This window comes from Luteibacter sp. NPDC031894 (genome assembly GCF_050273135.1).
Classification (GTDB): domain Bacteria; phylum Pseudomonadota; class Gammaproteobacteria; order Xanthomonadales; family Rhodanobacteraceae; genus Luteibacter.
Genome location: NZ_JBNNMV010000004.1, coordinates 206,107 through 220,793, shown reverse-complemented (window position 1 = coordinate 220,793; position 14,687 = coordinate 206,107). Strand labels below are relative to the sequence as shown.

General features: G+C 66.7%; 15 protein-coding genes. 7 read left to right on the top strand and 8 right to left on the bottom strand.

Annotation, left to right across the window (positions count from 1 at the left end; genetic code table 11):
* Nucleotides 1–9 precede the first annotated feature (9 nt).
* Genes ACQKIE_RS13105 through ACQKIE_RS13085 form a run of 5 tightly spaced genes read right to left on the bottom strand, consistent with a single transcriptional unit; the run spans nucleotide 10 to nucleotide 3,020 of the window.
* Nucleotides 10–516 (bottom strand): hypothetical protein, encoded by a 507-nt coding sequence (locus tag ACQKIE_RS13105; RefSeq protein ID WP_427459735.1) that lies wholly within the window; start codon nucleotides 514–516, stop codon nucleotides 10–12.
* A gap of 7 nt (nucleotides 517–523) precedes the next feature.
* The gene (gene minE / locus ACQKIE_RS13100) at nucleotides 524–808 is read right to left on the bottom strand and encodes a cell division topological specificity factor MinE (RefSeq protein ID WP_427459733.1); all 285 of its coding nucleotides are present in this window, start codon (nucleotides 806–808) and stop codon (nucleotides 524–526) included.
* A 2-nt stretch (nucleotides 809–810) separates the two neighbouring features.
* Nucleotides 811–1,623, bottom strand: coding sequence for a septum site-determining protein MinD (gene minD / locus ACQKIE_RS13095; RefSeq protein ID WP_427459731.1), 813 nt, complete (start codon nucleotides 1,621–1,623; stop codon nucleotides 811–813).
* Between the two features lie 36 nt (nucleotides 1,624–1,659).
* Nucleotides 1,660–2,427 carry a septum site-determining protein MinC gene (minC, locus tag ACQKIE_RS13090; protein ID WP_427459729.1) on the bottom strand — a complete coding sequence of 256 codons (768 nt, stop codon included), beginning with the start codon at nucleotides 2,425–2,427 and terminating at the stop codon, nucleotides 1,660–1,662.
* Nucleotides 2,424–3,020 (bottom strand): GNAT family N-acetyltransferase, encoded by a 597-nt coding sequence (locus ACQKIE_RS13085; protein WP_427459727.1) that lies wholly within the window; start codon nucleotides 3,018–3,020, stop codon nucleotides 2,424–2,426. The genes minC and ACQKIE_RS13085 overlap by 4 nt, the downstream gene beginning before the upstream one ends.
* 190 nt (nucleotides 3,021–3,210) lie before the next feature.
* Here ACQKIE_RS13085 and ACQKIE_RS13080 point away from each other — a divergent pair, with 190 nt between their 5' ends.
* From ACQKIE_RS13080 to ACQKIE_RS13050, 7 genes are all read left to right on the top strand, one after another.
* Complete coding sequence (locus tag ACQKIE_RS13080; protein WP_427459725.1) at nucleotides 3,211–4,482, top strand: sensor histidine kinase; 1,272 nt, start codon at nucleotides 3,211–3,213, stop codon at nucleotides 4,480–4,482.
* Complete coding sequence (locus ACQKIE_RS13075) at nucleotides 4,479–5,120, top strand: response regulator (protein ID WP_045829465.1); 642 nt, start codon at nucleotides 4,479–4,481, stop codon at nucleotides 5,118–5,120. Before ACQKIE_RS13080 ends, ACQKIE_RS13075 begins: the two co-directional genes overlap by 4 nt.
* Before the next feature lie 250 nt (nucleotides 5,121–5,370).
* Entirely contained in the window at nucleotides 5,371–6,777 is a 1,407-nt protein-coding gene (locus ACQKIE_RS13070; RefSeq protein ID WP_427459722.1) for a polyketide cyclase, read from the top strand.
* A 91-nt stretch (nucleotides 6,778–6,868) separates the two neighbouring features.
* Nucleotides 6,869–7,801 (top strand): ABC transporter ATP-binding protein, encoded by a 933-nt coding sequence (locus ACQKIE_RS13065; protein ID WP_427459720.1) that lies wholly within the window; start codon nucleotides 6,869–6,871, stop codon nucleotides 7,799–7,801.
* The gene (locus tag ACQKIE_RS13060) at nucleotides 7,798–8,532 is read left to right on the top strand and encodes an ABC transporter permease (RefSeq protein ID WP_427459718.1); all 735 of its coding nucleotides are present in this window, start codon (nucleotides 7,798–7,800) and stop codon (nucleotides 8,530–8,532) included. The genes ACQKIE_RS13065 and ACQKIE_RS13060 overlap by 4 nt, the downstream gene beginning before the upstream one ends.
* Nucleotides 8,533–8,534: 2 nt before the next feature.
* The gene (locus ACQKIE_RS13055) at nucleotides 8,535–10,388 is read left to right on the top strand and encodes a GldG family protein (protein WP_427459716.1); all 1,854 of its coding nucleotides are present in this window, start codon (nucleotides 8,535–8,537) and stop codon (nucleotides 10,386–10,388) included.
* A 4-nt stretch (nucleotides 10,389–10,392) separates the two neighbouring features.
* Nucleotides 10,393–11,250 carry a cytochrome c oxidase assembly protein gene (locus ACQKIE_RS13050; RefSeq protein ID WP_427459714.1) on the top strand — a complete coding sequence of 286 codons (858 nt, stop codon included), beginning with the start codon at nucleotides 10,393–10,395 and terminating at the stop codon, nucleotides 11,248–11,250.
* Here ACQKIE_RS13050 and ppk2 read toward each other — a convergent pair.
* The 3 genes from ppk2 to hemA all read right to left on the bottom strand — a co-directional run bounded on the left by ppk2 (nucleotide 11,244) and on the right by hemA (nucleotide 14,577).
* Nucleotides 11,244–12,014: a polyphosphate kinase 2 gene (gene ppk2, locus ACQKIE_RS13045; RefSeq protein WP_427459712.1), complete on the bottom strand. Its 771-nt coding sequence runs from the start codon at nucleotides 12,012–12,014 to the stop codon at nucleotides 11,244–11,246. The two genes, ACQKIE_RS13050 and ppk2, sit on opposite strands and share 7 nt — an antisense overlap.
* 100 nt (nucleotides 12,015–12,114) lie before the next feature.
* Nucleotides 12,115–13,197, bottom strand: coding sequence for a peptide chain release factor 1 (gene prfA, locus ACQKIE_RS13040; RefSeq protein WP_427459710.1), 1,083 nt, complete (start codon nucleotides 13,195–13,197; stop codon nucleotides 12,115–12,117).
* A 108-nt stretch (nucleotides 13,198–13,305) separates the two neighbouring features.
* The gene (gene hemA, locus ACQKIE_RS13035; protein ID WP_427459708.1) at nucleotides 13,306–14,577 is read right to left on the bottom strand and encodes a glutamyl-tRNA reductase; all 1,272 of its coding nucleotides are present in this window, start codon (nucleotides 14,575–14,577) and stop codon (nucleotides 13,306–13,308) included.
* Between the last annotated feature and the right edge of the window lie 110 nt (nucleotides 14,578–14,687).

Genomic DNA, 14,687 nt, shown 5'->3' with positions numbered 1-14,687 from the left:
ACGAAGCGCCTACAACAAACCACGCCGGCGCAGGAATGCCTGCGCCTCGCTCGCATCCTGTTCGAACCATGCGCGGGTCGAACCGAGGCGATAGGTATAGCCCCAGCGGTCCATGTCTTCCATCAAACGCGACGACCCCACGCCCGGCAACTGCTCCGCCAGGACGATCTGCAGGTAACAGGTGGCGTCTTCTTCCTCGATGGAGTCGGTGGCATCGGTGTGCACGAGGGCACGACGTTCCTCGGGCAGCACGAGGAGGTGACAGGCCTCGTGCAGCAGCGAGTGCACCGGCGTGTCGGCGCGCGCGTAGACCGTCGTGCCGATGATGCCGGCTTCGCTGTCGCCCCAGAAACTACCAGGGATAGCCATGCCGTCCTCGACGGCGACGAGGGCGAGGCCGTGGCGGGCGAGCAGGGCGCGCGGCGCGTCGAATCCGATCTCGCCGACGCGCATGACGCCGTCGGCGGGATCGGTGCCGGAGGGGCTTTCGCCGGCTCCGGCGGACAGGTCGCTCATGACGCGATCAGGTCGCCGAGGCAGCCGGCTTACCGGGCGCCTTTCCTTCCGGAAGGGCGACGGAGAGTTCCAGCACCTCGTGGCCGCTGTCGCGCTCGAGGTTGATGTTCACGGCCTCGACGTCGACATTGACGTACTTGCGGATGACTTCCAGCAGCTCGTTGCGCAGCAGCGGCAGGTAGTCGGGGCCGCCGCGCGTCGAGCGCTCCTGGGCGACGATGATGCGCAGGCGCTCCTTGGCGACGCCGGCGCTCGGCTCTGGCTTGCGCTTCAGGAAATCGAGGATACCCATGCTCAACCTCCGAAGACGCGCTTGAGGAAGCCCTTCTTGACCGGCTCGAGGAAGCGGAGCGGACGCTCTTCGCCCAGGATACGGGCGACCGTGTCCTTGTACGCGGCACCGGCATTCGAATCGTCGTCGAGGATGACCGGCACGCCGGCGTTCGACGCGGCGAGCACGTTTTCCGATTCCGGAATGACGCCGACGACGGAGATGCCGAGGATGTCCTCGACGTCCTTCACGCTGAGCATCTCGCCCGCCTCGACGCGGTTCGGGTTGTAGCGCGTGAGGAGGAGGTGCTGCTGCACCGGACCCTCGCCTTTCTCCGCGCGGCGGGTCTTGCTCGCCAGCAGGCCGAGGATACGGTCGGAGTCGCGCACGGAGGACACTTCCGGGTTCACCACGACGACGGCGTGATCGGCGAAATACATCGCCAGGTGCGCGCCCTTCTCGATGCCCGCCGGCGAATCGCAGACGACGTAGTCGAAGTTTTCCTTCGCCAGTTCGTCGAGCACCTTCTCGACGCCTTCCTGGGTGAGGGCGTCCTTATCGCGGGTTTGCGACGCGGCCAGCACGAACAGGGTGTCGTGCCGCTTGTCCTTGATCAGCGCCTGCTTGAGCGTGGCTTCACCATGCACGACGTTGACGAAGTCGTACACCACGCGCCGCTCGCAGCCCATGATGAGGTCGAGGTTGCGCAGGCCGACGTCGAAGTCGATGACGGCGACCTTCTTGCCCTGCATGGCGAGGCCGGTCGCGAGGGAGGCGCTGGTGGTGGTCTTGCCGACTCCGCCTTTGCCGGAGGTGACGACGATAATTTCAGTCAAGAGATGTCTCCGAGTGTTGCAAGCGACGATGGCTTGTTAGAGCCGCGCAATCATGAGTTTTCCATTGTCTAGCCAGCACTGCACCGGCTGTCCTTCGAATTCCTTGGGCATGTCTTCGAACACGCGATAGTGCCCGGCGATCGCGACCAGTTCGGCGCGGAAGTCGGAACAGAAGATGCGTGCCGACTCGTCACCCTGCGCACCGGCCATGGCGCGGCCGCGGAGGCTGCCGTAAACGTGGATCGAACCGTCGGCGATCACTTCGGCGCCGTTGGCGACGCCGGCGGTCACGACGAGGTCGCGGTCGCGTGCATAGACCTGTTGCCCGGAGCGCACGGTGCTACCCGAATGGTGCTGGGCAGTCACGGTGGCACCGCTGGACGTGTCTTCGCCGAGTGGCGCGGCGGCGCGCACGGGTTCATGCCGCGCGGGCACCGGCGTGGCCGTCTCGCCCTGCGCCGGCTCGTACTGGGCGCGGAACTTGGCGATGAGGGGCAGGCCCATGCGCTCGGCAAGCGCTTCCGTCTCGCTGGTGCCGTAGGCGATGCCGACCGGCAGCATCCCGGCGCTGCGGATCGCTTCCAGCAGCGCGTCGACCATGCCGTCGTCGGGCAGCTTCGACAGGTGCGAAAGATCCAGGACCACCGCGGCGCGCGTGAACATCTGCGGTGCCGAGCGGACGCGGCGTTCCAATTCTTCCACCAGCGCGGCGGCGTCGACGCGGCGGATGCGCACGCAGGCGATGCCGACCTGGCCGAAGCGGAGGTCGCAGGCGGATTCGAGGGATTCGGCGCGGGCGCTCATGCGGAGGCCCCCGTGCTGTCGATGGGGCGTTGGCGCTGCGCAAGCCACGCCACAGCCGGAAGACCGCCATGGTCGAGGTAGCGCTCGCGGACGAACGGGAAGCTGGGCAGTTCACGGGCGAGCAGGCTCACCTTCGGCCCCGTTTCACCCATCTTCTGCTGGCCCACTTCCTGGAAGCCCATGGTGCCGTGGAAAAGCACGGTCTGGTCGTTGCGGGGTTCGAGGAACACCTCGCAGGTCAAAAGCGGCACGCGTACCTCTGCATAACTCTGTACATCGCAATAAAAGATCCGGCCCAGGCCATGACCGCGCGACTGCGATGCGATCACGATGCGGTCGATATACACGAAGCTTTCGTAATGGGCCTGGAACCAGCGGAAGTTCGGGCTGGCGTAATCGGCGTCCTGGCGCATCGCGATGAGGAAGCCGAGGATGCGGTCGTCCTCTTCGGCGACGCGGAAGTAGTGGGCGATCTCGTACAGACGGCGCAGGCGGTCGAGGTCCGTGGCGAGGATGCCTGTGCCTGCCTCGTTATTGAGTGCCAGCACGGCATCCAGGTCGTGCTCGCGCACGTCGCGGATGGCAAGGGCCATTCGTTGCTCCGCTTGGGTGATCGTGGAAGGCGACCCCCGGGCCGCCGCAATGCGCGGCATTATGGCATGCCCCGGTCGCGCCGGGGAGCGATCCGCGCATGTAAAACCGTTGTAAAGCCGGTGTTTGCCGCTTGCGCGCACGTGACTTCAGTCAGGTGGTGCGGGCCGCCCGAAGCCCTATGATGCGAGCATGTCCAAGGTCCAGTTCAACCACGTCCGCCTGCTTCGCTACGCGACGTACTTCGTGTTCCTCTGCGCGGGGCTGCCGTTGTCGATGCAGCGGGCCGGCAGCGGCCCGGGGGCGATCGGCGACGTCGCGCTGCTGGCCTGGACCGCCTGCTACCTCGTCTTCGGCCTCGTCCACTGGCTGCTGACCAACCAGTTGGGCGCGCGGCTGAACGGCGCGACCCGGGTGGCGGTGCTGGTGATCCTCACGGGCACGGCGTTGGCCATCGGCGCACTGAGCAAGAGCGGCGTGGGCGCGCTGCTGCTGATCATCGTCGCCACCGTGGTGCCCTGGCTGGTGAGCCTGCCGCTTGGCATCGCCTGGATGGTGGTGGCGCACGTGGCCCTGGTGCCCGTGTTCGCGGAGGTGCCGGGCTGGGGTGTCATCAGCGCCCTGATGCAGGCATGCCTCTATTTCGGCTTCTCCGCCCTGGTCTTCGTCGCCTCGATGGTCGCCAGCCAGCAGGCGGAAGAACGGGAAGAACTCCGCCGCCTGAACTCGGAACTGCGCGCCACGCGCGCGTTGCTGGCCGAATCCACCCGTATCGCGGAGCGCATGCGCATCGCGCGCGACCTGCACGACCTCGTCGGCCATCACCTCACGGCGTTGAGCCTGAACCTCGAGGTCGCCAGCCACCTCACGAACGACGTCGCCCGCGAGCACGTGCTGAAGGCGCAGAGCACCGCCAAGCAACTGCTGTCCGACGTGCGTGAAGTGGTGAGCGAACTGCGCCAGGACGATGCCATCGACCTTACCCAGGCCCTGCGCAGTCTTACCGAGGGCGTGCCGGGACTGGACGTGCGCCTGACCGTGCCGCCGCGCTTCGGCGTGGAGGACCCGCGCCGGGCGCAGATGCTGCTGCGTTGCGCGCAGGAGATCCTCACGAACACCGTCCGCCACGCCAATGCCCGCCACCTCTGGCTCACGTTCCGCCATACCGGGCCGGACGAGCTCTGCCTGGACGCCCGCGACGACGGGCGCGGCGGTGGCACGGGTGAATTCCGCCCCGGCAACGGCCTTACCGGCATGCAGGAGCGGCTCGCCGAGTTTGGGGGCACGGTTTCTTTCCGTACCGATCCGGCCGGCGGCTTCGCCTTGACGGCCCGCCTTCCGCTGGGCGAGGAACCCTCGCTCGCCCACGCACCCCCTCGCCAGGTACTCGGCCGGGCTCTCGGCGACGAGCCCGAGGACGCGCCGCGTGCCAAACTCTCCGTTCCTTCCGAGGATCTTCCATGATCTCCGTCTGCCTCGTTGACGATCAGAACCTGGTCCGCCAGGGCATCCGCTCCTTGCTCGACCTGGCCGGCGACATCCGTGTCGTGGCCGAATGCGCCGATGGCGCGCAAGCCGTCCAGACCATCCCGCAGGTGCGGCCGGACGTGGTGCTGCTCGACCTGCGCATGCCGAACATGAGCGGCCTGGAGGTGCTCCAGGCCTTGGGCGGCCGCAACGAGCTGCCGCCGACGATCATCCTGACCACGTTCGACGACGACCAGCTGGTGCTGTCGGGGTTGAAGGCCGGCGCGCGGGGTTACCTCCTGAAGGACGTGTCGCTCGACCAGCTCGTGGAAGCCGTGCGCACGGTGGCCGCGGGTGGCTCGCTGGTCGCGCCGATGGTGACCCAGCGCCTGCTGGCGGGCGTGGGGCGCATCCAGAACCAGTTCTCCAGCCTGGAGCAGCCCGATCCGCTCACCGAGCGTGAGACGGAGATCCTGCGGCTGCTCTCGGGTGGCTACAGCAACAAGGAGATCGCCAACTCCCTGCGCGTTGCCGAAGGCACGGTGAAGAACCACGTGTCCAACATCCTCTCCAAGCTGGGCGTCCGCGACCGCACCCGGGCCGTGCTGAAGGCCCTGGAACTGGGCATCGTCTGAGCGAAAGAGGCTCCGAGGGTAACCCCTGGCTGACCGGTCGGCGCGACGCGGGGCACTCCGGCCGAAAATCCGCTTGTGCACGAGTGCAAAAAAGGGCAGGCGACCCAATGGCGTTCCCTGCCGCGAGCAAGTACCATCGGCTCTTTCGGCGCGGGCGAACCCCTGCCACGGGCCGATTCTTCAGGGGTGACCGCACGGCGTCCATGGCCGCGCGTGGAGCCTGTTCGTAAGACGTTCGGAGATCCGTGGAATGACGCGTCTGTTAGAATTTATCGTTGCCATCGTCATCGTCGCCGTGCTCGGCGTCGTGGTCGGCGTGGCCATGCCCTCGACGGGACACGTCGAGCGCGAAATGCTTATCAGCAAGGACTTGCGCCAGGTTTACGACGTTTTCAGCAACTTCCGTCGCTTCCCTGATTACACCGTGCTGCGCTCCTTCGACCCGAAGGTGCAGTTCGAGCTCTCCGGCAAGGCTTACGGCCCGGGCGCGAAGATCGCCTGGAAGGCCAGCGACCCGAAGGTGGGCGATGGCTCGCTCGAGATCGCCTCGATCGATCCGGGCTTCGCCCAGATCTCCGACGCGGGCAAGGGCACGATCGTCTGGAACGTCGAGAACGGCTGGCGTGGCGACGATAAGAAGTTCACGATCAAGCTCGAGCGCGCTGGCCGTAGCCAGAAGCTCGTGAAGGTGAACTGGGCCTATGACGTCTCGTACGGCTTCAACCTGATCAATCGCTTCTCCAACCTCTACATCCACGGCGATCCGGACTCGCTGATCCAGTTCAGCCTGTCCAACCTGCAGAACCTGATGGCGTCGATCCCCAACATCGACTACAGCAAGATGGTTCCGTCGATCGCCGAGCAGCCTGCCAAGCCGGTGCTGTTCGTGTCGACCACCGCCCCGCGCACCCTCGACGACGTCGACGCTGCTTCGGACAAGGCGATGGGCGAGATCCAGGCGGCGGCGAAGAAGCTGGGCGTGAACATCGTCAGCCCGCGCATCACCTTCACCACGAGCTGGGGCGACCAGAACTACACGTTCGACGTCGCCGCTGAAATCGACACCACCACGCTGAAGATCAACGGCCAGGACGTCGAGATCACGCCGGCACAGCGTCCGACGCTCGATGCCGCGGCTCCGGCCGAGGCCTCGACCGCCGCCGCGCCTGCCGACGCGGCTGCTGCCGCGACGCCGGGCAGCAAGGACAAGCTCGGTCGCGTGATCGTCGACGGTAACGTGAAGGCCGTGCTCGCCTTCGGTGGCAAGGCCCTCAAGGCCGAGTGGAACGGCACCGGCGCCGGTCTGCCGCAGACCCGCCAGATGCTGGCGGCGTATTCGCAGACCCACGGTTACAAGTTCGACGACGTGACCTACCGCGCGTACGACATCCAGGTGAAGGCCCCGGTAAACAATAAGGGCACCATCGAGGGTTACGACGAGCAGAAGTTCGAAATCTACCTGCCGCTGCAGGGCGACAACCTTCCGGAGCAGACGCCGGAACAGGAAGCCGGCATGAAGCAGCCGGGCCTGGAAGAGGCGGCTCCGGCCGGTTCCTCGACGGCACCGGCACCTGCCGGCACCGCGCCCGCTCCGGCTGGCACGGCACCGACCCCGGCAGGCACCGCGCCCGCCCCGGCCGGCACCGCGGCGCAGTAAGCAACTCGCCCAAGTACGAAGCCCCGCCCATCGGCGGGGCTTTTTTTTGCGGTGCGCCCGCAAGCCGTCGAGTTGGCTACACTGCGTTGCGATGATCGAAACCGACCGACTCACCCGTTGCTACGGACCGCTGATCGCGGTCGACTCGCTGAGCCTGCGCGCCGAACCCGGGCAAGTGCTTGGCTTGCTGGGGCCGAACGGCGCCGGCAAGTCCACGGCGATGCGCATGATCGCCGGCTTCCTCACGCCGACGTCGGGAACGGCCCGTGTCTGCGGGCACGACGTGCGCAAGGAGCCGTTGGCGGCGAAGCGCGCACTGGGCTATCTGCCGGAAGGCGCGCCCAGCTACGGCGAGATGACCATCCGCGAATTCCTCGTCTTCATGATCCGAGTGCGTGGGTTGGAGCGCGACGTGGCGTTCCGGCGCTTCGACGAAGTGGTGATGCGGCTCGAGCTGGAGGAAGTGCTGGACCAGACCATCGGCACCCTGTCGAAGGGCCTGCGCCGCCGCGTGGGCCTGGCCCAGGCGATCCTGCATGATCCGCCGGTGCTCATGCTCGACGAGCCCACCGACGGCCTCGACCCCAACCAGAAGCATTCCGTGCGCATGCTGATCGACGCGATGGCGCGCGAGCGCACGATCCTCATTTCCACCCACCTCCTCGAGGAGGTGCACGCGCTGTGCAACCGCGTGGCGATCATCGCCAACGGCAAGCTGCTGGCCGATGCGACGCCGGCCGAACTGGAAGCGCGTTCGCGGTACCACGGCGCCGTCTCCTTCAGCGCCCAGGGCAGCGGCGTCTCGCGCGAGATGCTGGCGCGCATACCCAGCGTGGCGATGGTGGAAGTGGATCCGCTCGATGGACGCGTGACCGTCTTTCCCCGCGCGGGGCAACCGATCCTCGAAGACGTTCAAGCCTTGCTGCGCACGCAGAACCTCGAGGTATCGGAGATCCAGCTGGAACGCGGTCGCCTCGACGAGGTGTTCCGCCAGATCACCACGCAGCGTGGCGTGCCGGCATGAAGGCGGTGATGGCGATCGCGCGGCGCGAACTGCGGGGCTATTTCGTGACGCCCGTGGCCTACGTTTTCATGGTGATCTTCCTGGTCCTGGCCGGCTTGCTCACCTTCTATACCGGCGACTTCTACGACCGCGGCCTTGCGGACCTGCAACCCTTCTTCGACATGCATCCGTGGCTGTACCTCGTGCTCGTGCCCGCGGTGACGATGTCGACCTGGGCGGAAGAGCGCGCCTCCGGCACCTTGGAACTGCTGATCTCGCTACCGGTGTCGATCTCCCAGGCCGTGCTCGGCAAGTTCCTCGCCGCATGGGGATTCATCGGCATCTGCCTCGCGCTGACCTTCCCGATCTGGATCACCGTGAACTACCTCGGCAACCCCGACAACGGCGTCATCCTGGCGGGTTACGTGGGAAGCTGGTTGATGGCTGGGGCCTTCATCGCCATCGGCACCTGCATGTCCACCAGCACGCGTAGCCAGATCATCGCCTTCATCCTGACGGCGGCAGTCTGCTTCCTGCTGTTGCTCGTCGGCCAGCCGCAGGTGCTCGATTTCTTCCAGGACGCGGTGCCGCCGAAGCTGCTCGGTGCCATCGGCCAGTTGAGCATCACGCGACACGCGAACGCGATCGCGCGCGGCGTGCTGGACCTCCGTGACCTCGTGTACTTCTTCGCCACGATAGTCGCCTGGCTCGGTGCCAGTGTCGTCGTGCTCGACCTGAAGCGGACGCGCTGACGATGCGCAGTTTCTCCATTTCGCGCCCCTTCCTGCTGCGCCTCTCGCTGTTCGGCATCGCCGCGCTGTTCCTCCTGGCGATCGCCATCAGTTCGATGTCGCTGCGCACCGCGCGCATGGACCTGACCGCGGACCGCATCTACACCTTGACGCCCGGCACGCAGAAGATCGTCGACGCCCTGCGCAAGCCGTTGACCCTTACGCTCTATTTCTCCGAGCACGCGACCCGCGACCTGCCGCAGCTGCGCAGCTACGAGCAGCGCGTGCACGAGATGCTGCGCGAGATCGCCGTGCGCGCGCACGGACGGATCCGCTTCAAGGTGATCGATCCGGTGCCGTATTCGGACGACGAGGATGCCGCCGAAAGTTATGGGCTGTCGCCCGCCAGTGGCGGAAGCAACGGCGAGCGCGTGTTCTTCGGCCTTGTCGGCATGGGTGGCGCCGGTGACGTGCCGCCACAGGCCATTCCGTTCTTCGATCCCGCCCGCGAGGCCTTCGTCGAATACGACATCGCGAAGCTGCTCTATGAATTGGGCATGCCGACGAAGCCGCGTCTGGGCGTGATCAGCACACTGCCGGTGGAGGGCAACCTCGTGATCGGCGAACCGGCGTGGGCCGTCTTGCGCCAGCTCGACCAGCTGGCCGACGTAACCAACATCGATCCGGATGGCCTCACGCACATCGACGACGCGATCAAGGTCGTGCTGCTGATCCACCCCAAGCGGCTATCGGACGACGCGCTCTACGCGATCGACCAGTACGTGCTACGAGGCGGTCACCTGGTGGTCTATGTCGATCCCGACGCGGAAATGGACAACTCGCCGCTGGTCGATTCGCATGGGGTCGTGGACGACCACGATTCCGACTTGCGCCGGTTGTTCGAGGCCTGGGGCGTCGTCTACGACCCGACCAAGGTCGTGCTCGACCGGTCCCAGGCGCTGACGATCGAATTGAACGGCAACAGCCTCTCGCATCCTGCGATGCTCGGCCTCGGCTCCCAGGACCTCAACCACGACGACGTCGTGACGGCCAGCCTGCAGCGCGTCAACTTCTCGAGCGCCGGCTTCTTCGAACTGGCGCCCGATACGAAGGCGCGCCTCGTTCCCTTGGTGCAGACCTCGGACGAAGCCGCCGTCGTGCCAGCCCAGCGCGTGCGCGATGCGGCGTCGGACCCGTCGACCCTCCTCGACAACTATGTGCCGACGCACGAACGCTATGTGCTCGCGGCGCGCCTGCGCGACACCTTCCGGACGGCGTTCCCGGAGCGAAACGATAAGGGCCACCTGGCGCAGGCCGCGGCGCCGGGCGAAGTGGTGCTGGTGGGGGATACCGACCTCTTGTCGGACCGGTTGTGGATCGACGTGCAGCCACTGCTCGGCCAGCAGCAGCTCACGCCGTTCGCGAACAACGGCGACTTCGTGGCGAACATCGTCGACAACCTCGGCGGCTCGACGGCCCTTTTGTCGATTCGCGGGCGGGTCAACTCCCAGCGACCTTTCACGAAGGTGCGTGCGCTCCAGGCCGCAGCGGACCGCAAGTTCCTCGTGAAGAAGCGCGAGCTGGAGAACGAGCTGTACGAAACGCAGCGGCGGCTCGCCGAGCTGCAGCTGGGCAAGAACGCGGCGACGAATACCACGGCGACCGCGGAGCAACGCCGCGAAGTGGAGCAATACCTGCAGCGTAAGCTCGCCATCGGCAAGGAACTGCGCGACGTACAGCACCAGCTCAACGCGGAAATCGACGCGCTCGGCCTGCGCCTGAAGTTCATCAACATCGTGCTCGTGCCGGGCCTCGTGGCGCTGGTCGGTCTGCTCTACGGCTGGCGGCGCACGCGACGCGGCCGGCGCGTGGTCTGACGGCATGGTCGATACCGTGCTGAAGTGGATCGTGCCCTGGGAATTCTCCTGGGTGTTCCTCCTCGCCTTCATCGGCGCGGCGTGGCTGTATGCCCGGGGAACGCAGCGCCTAAAGGTGTCGCCAGCGCGGCAGGCGGCGTTCTGGGCGGGCATGGCGATGGTCTATGTTTCGCTGCATACGTACTTCGATTATTTCGCCGAGCATGAATTCTTCATGCATCGCATCCAGCAGGTGCTGCTGCACCACCTGGCCCCGTTGCTGCTCATCGCCGCTTATCCCGGCACGGTGCTACGCGCGGGCCTGCCGCTCGCGTGGCGCACGCGTGTGCGCCGGGCAGGGCGGAGCCTCACATGGCGGACGTTCGCCGCGGTGGTATTCAATCCCGCCTTCGTCACGTTGTTCTTCGTCGCACTCATCCTGGTCTGGCTGATCACGGACATGCAGACGCTCGCCATGCTGGACTGGCGCATCTACCGTGCGATGAACTGGTCGATGGTGCTGTCCGGCCTGTCGTACTGGTGGCTCGTGCTCGACCACCGGCCGAAGCCGCCGGGTCGCATGTCGCCGGGCTGGCGGGTGCTGTCACCGGCGATCACGATGACGCCGCAGATCGTGGCCGGCGCCATCGTCACGTTTTCGAAGACCGACCTGTACCCGATCTTCGAGATCTGCGGTCGCGCGTTCACGATGAACGTGCTCACCGGCCAGCTGATCGGCGGCGTCATCATGTGGGTGCCCGCGGCGATGATCGAATCGATCGGCGGCCTCCTGGCGCTACGCCAGTGGCTGCGTCTCTCGCGCAATGGGCGGTTGTCGCGTCGGCCGCTGCCGGTGCGGCGACAGGTCGTGGCGCGTCAGTAGACCTCGGGCACACGCACCGCCTTCGCGGTCACCTTGTCCTTCTTCGGCTTGCCCTTCAGCGGCGGAAGCTCGAATTCGGCGTCCGGGCTCAGCTTGTCGGGGATCTGGTCGAGCAGGTGGCGGATCAGGTTAAGGCGGCCCGTCTTCTGGTCGTCGAAGTCGGCCACGAACCAAGGCGCGTCCGTCGTGTGCGTGCGCTGGATCATGGCGTCACGCAGGTCCCCCATCTCGACGTATTTCTCGCGCGCCTTCAGGTCGACGGGCGACAGCTTCCAGCGCTTGAGGGGATCCGCGGCGCGTTCGGCGAAACGCTCCTCCTGTTCCGCCTGGTCGACCGACAGCCAGTACTTGAGGAGGATGATGCCGTCGTCGACGAGCATCTTCTCGAATACGGGACACGCCTTCATGAAGCGGTCGTATTGCTCGTCCGTGCAGAAGCCCATGGCGGGTTCGACCACGGCGCGGTTGTACCAGCTGCGGTCGAACAGCACGAGCTCGCCCGCGCTCGGCAGATGCGCGACGTAGCGTTGGAAGTACCACTGGCCTTCTTCTTCGGAGCTGGGCTTGCCGAGCGCCACGACGCGAGCCGCGCGAGTGTCGAGCTTATCGGTGATCGCCTTGATGGTCCCGCCCTTGCCGGCCGCGTCGCGGCCTTCGAAGATCACCAGCATGCGCTTGCCGGTATGGCGCAGCCAGCGCGTGAGGCCGACCAGTTCGACCTGCAAGTCTTCGAGCGCTTTTTCGTATTCTTTTTTCTTGCCCATCGATGGGTCCGCCGGCGGAGGGTGCCGCCATTGTGCGGCAAGAACTGTCACGGCGGCGCGAGCACTCATCGCCGACTGGGTCGGCTCCCACCAGAGCGACTCAGCCCCCGGACGTGAGGCTTTGCAGCTCGTCGGCCTGGTGTTCGCGGGTGAGGGTGTCGATCAATTCGTCCAGGTCGCCCTGCATCACTTCGGTCAGGCGGTAGAGGGTGAGGTTGATACGGTGGTCGGTGATCCGGCCTTGCGGGAAGTTATAGGTGCGGATGCGCTGGCTGCGGTCGCCCGAGCCGACCTGGAGGCGCCGGGATTCCGCCTGCGCCGCGCTTTGCTTGCTGCGCTCGGCATCGAGAAGGCGCGCCTTCAGCAGGCTCATCGCGCGGGCGCGGTTCTTGTGCTGGCTGCGCTCGTCCTGGCATTCCACGACGGTGCCCGTGGGCAGGTGGGTGATGCGGATGGCGGAATCGGTCTTGTTGACGTGCTGGCCACCGGCACCGGAGGCGCGGAAGGTATCGACCTTCAGGTCGGCATCGCGCAACTCGATGTCCCCGACTTCGTCCTGCTCGGGAAGGATCGCTACCGTGGCAGCCGACGTATGGATGCGCCCCTGCGACTCGGTTTCGGGCACGCGCTGCACCCGGTGCGTGCCCGATTCGAACTTCAGCTTCGAATAGGCGCCGCGGCCTTCCACGCGCGCGACGATTTCCTTGTAGCCGCCGTGCTCGCCCTCGCTGGCGCTGAGGATTTCGAGGTGCCAGCGCTGCCGTTCCGCATAGCGCGCGTACATGCGGAACAGGTCGCCGGCGAAGATCGCCGCCTCGTCGCCACCGGTGCCCGCGCGCACCTCGAGGAAGAGGTTGCCTTCGTCGCGCGGGTCTTTCGGCAGGAGCAGGATCTGCAGTTCGCCGTCCAGGCGTGCCAGGTGCGACTCGATGCGATCGATGTCGTCGGCGGCCATGTCGCGCATCTCGGGATCGTCGAGCATGGCGCGCGTGTCGGCCAGTTCGCGTTCTGCCTGGTCGTGCTCTTTCAGCGATGCCGCGACCGGCTCGAGTTGCGCGTATTCGCGGGAGAGGTCGCGGAAGCGCTGGCTGTCGGCGAGCACGTCCGGCTGCGCGAGCAGCAGGCCAATCTCCTCGTGGCGTTCGGCGAGGGCTTCGAGTTTGCGGCGGATCGAGGGAGTCATTCGGTCAACATGGTGGGAGCCGCTATAGCGGCGAGAAGCCAACGGAGGCATGGAGCCGTGGCGTAGGTTCCCCTCGCCGCCATGGCGGCTCCTACAAGGGGCCGCACATCATGCTGAAACGTCGTCGTCCGGGTCCAGCCCGTACAAGCGGCCGGCGGCGTGGAGCAGCTCGAGGTCGCCTGCCATGGCGGCGTCGCGCAGGCGCGCGCTGGGGGTGTGCAGCAGCTTGTTGGTCAGCGTATTGGCCAGGAAGACGAGGGCTTCCTCGGCGGGCCGGCCCTTCGCGAGCATGGCTTGCGCCTTGGCCAGTACCTCGTCGCGCTGCGCCTCGGCGGCCACGCGCAGGTCCACGGCGGGGTTGCGCAGGTTGAGGGCGCGGCGCCAGGCCATGTACCGCGCGACCTGGAGGTCGATGATGGCGTCCGCTTCGCGGGCGGCCAGTTCGCGCGAGCGGCGGTTTTCGTCGATGACCTGCTTCAGGTCGTCGATGCCATAGAGGTAGACGTCGTCCAGCGTCGCAACCTCCGGCTCGATGTCGCGCGGCACGGCGATGTCGACCATGAACATCGGCCTGCGACGGCGCGCGGCGATCGCGTCCGAGACCATGGCCCGCGTCACCACCGGCAGGCGCGACGCCGTGGAAGTGATGACGATGTCCGCCTCGGCGAGGTGCCGGGGCAGGTCGGCCAGGGAAATGGCATAGCCGGCATAACGGCCGGCCAGTTCCTGCGCGTTCTCCAGCGTCCGGTTGGCGACGATGAGGCGGCGGACGTTTTTGTCGGCGAGGTGGCGCGCCGCGAGCTCGATCGTCTCGCCGGCACCGATGAGCAGCACGCAGGCCTGGCGCAGGTCGGTGAAGACCTGCTCGGCCAGCCGCACGGCCGTGTACGCCACCGACACGGTGTGCGCGCCGATCCGGGTATCGGTGCGCACGCGCTTCGCCACCGCGAACGTGTGCTGGAGCAGGCGCTCCATCGGCGCTCGCAGGCTCTGCGCCGAGCGGGCCTGCTGGTAGGCCTCTTTCACCTGGCCGAGGATCTGCGGCTCGCCCAGCACCATCGAATCCAGGCCTGTCGCCACGCGGAACATGTGGCGCACGGCGTCCTGTTCGTCGTGGCGGTAAAGGAACTCGTCGAGGCGTTGCGGGGTCAATCGGTGCTGGCGCGACAGCCACTGGCCCGGCACCGTCTCGAAACCTTCCGCCACGCTGCAGTACAGCTCGGTACGGTTGCAGGTGGAGAGGATCATCGCCTCCTCGATCCCCGGCTGGCGGGTGAGGTCGCCCAGCGCCTCGGGTGCCACCGCGGCGTCGAATGCCACCTGCTCGCGCAGGCTGACCGGCGCGGTGAGGTGATTGAGCCCGAGGGCGATGAGTGGCATGACGGGCTGAGGTCGGCTTGGGTGGCGTCGGCTAAGCTAAGGGCGCATTGTGCCCCCTGCAAGGCGCCCGGCGCTTGCAGGTGCCTAACGGGAAAGATGGAGAGTAGTGT

What these genes read in the sequence shown, in the direction of transcription:
- ACQKIE_RS13105 (WP_427459735.1), bottom strand. Translation starts at nt 516, where the DNA reads ATGAGCGACCTGTCCGCCGGAGCCGGCGAAAGCCCCTCCGGCACCGAT.
- minE (WP_427459733.1), bottom strand. Translation starts at nt 808, where the DNA reads ATGGGTATCCTCGATTTCCTGAAGCGCAAGCCAGAGCCGAGCGCCGGC.
- minC (WP_427459729.1), bottom strand. Translation starts at nt 2,427, where the DNA reads ATGAGCGCCCGCGCCGAATCCCTCGAATCCGCCTGCGACCTCCGCTTC.
- ACQKIE_RS13085 (WP_427459727.1), bottom strand. Translation starts at nt 3,020, where the DNA reads ATGGCCCTTGCCATCCGCGACGTGCGCGAGCACGACCTGGATGCCGTG.
- ACQKIE_RS13080 (WP_427459725.1), top strand. Translation starts at nt 3,211, where the DNA reads ATGTCCAAGGTCCAGTTCAACCACGTCCGCCTGCTTCGCTACGCGACG.
- ACQKIE_RS13075 (WP_045829465.1), top strand. Translation starts at nt 4,479, where the DNA reads ATGATCTCCGTCTGCCTCGTTGACGATCAGAACCTGGTCCGCCAGGGC.
- ACQKIE_RS13070 (WP_427459722.1), top strand. Translation starts at nt 5,371, where the DNA reads ATGACGCGTCTGTTAGAATTTATCGTTGCCATCGTCATCGTCGCCGTG.
- ACQKIE_RS13065 (WP_427459720.1), top strand. Translation starts at nt 6,869, where the DNA reads ATGATCGAAACCGACCGACTCACCCGTTGCTACGGACCGCTGATCGCG.
- ACQKIE_RS13060 (WP_427459718.1), top strand. Translation starts at nt 7,798, where the DNA reads ATGAAGGCGGTGATGGCGATCGCGCGGCGCGAACTGCGGGGCTATTTC.
- ACQKIE_RS13055 (WP_427459716.1), top strand. Translation starts at nt 8,535, where the DNA reads ATGCGCAGTTTCTCCATTTCGCGCCCCTTCCTGCTGCGCCTCTCGCTG.
- ACQKIE_RS13050 (WP_427459714.1), top strand. Translation starts at nt 10,393, where the DNA reads ATGGTCGATACCGTGCTGAAGTGGATCGTGCCCTGGGAATTCTCCTGG.
- ppk2 (WP_427459712.1), bottom strand. Translation starts at nt 12,014, where the DNA reads ATGGGCAAGAAAAAAGAATACGAAAAAGCGCTCGAAGACTTGCAGGTC.
- prfA (WP_427459710.1), bottom strand. Translation starts at nt 13,197, where the DNA reads ATGACTCCCTCGATCCGCCGCAAACTCGAAGCCCTCGCCGAACGCCAC.
- hemA (WP_427459708.1), bottom strand. Translation starts at nt 14,577, where the DNA reads ATGCCACTCATCGCCCTCGGGCTCAATCACCTCACCGCGCCGGTCAGC.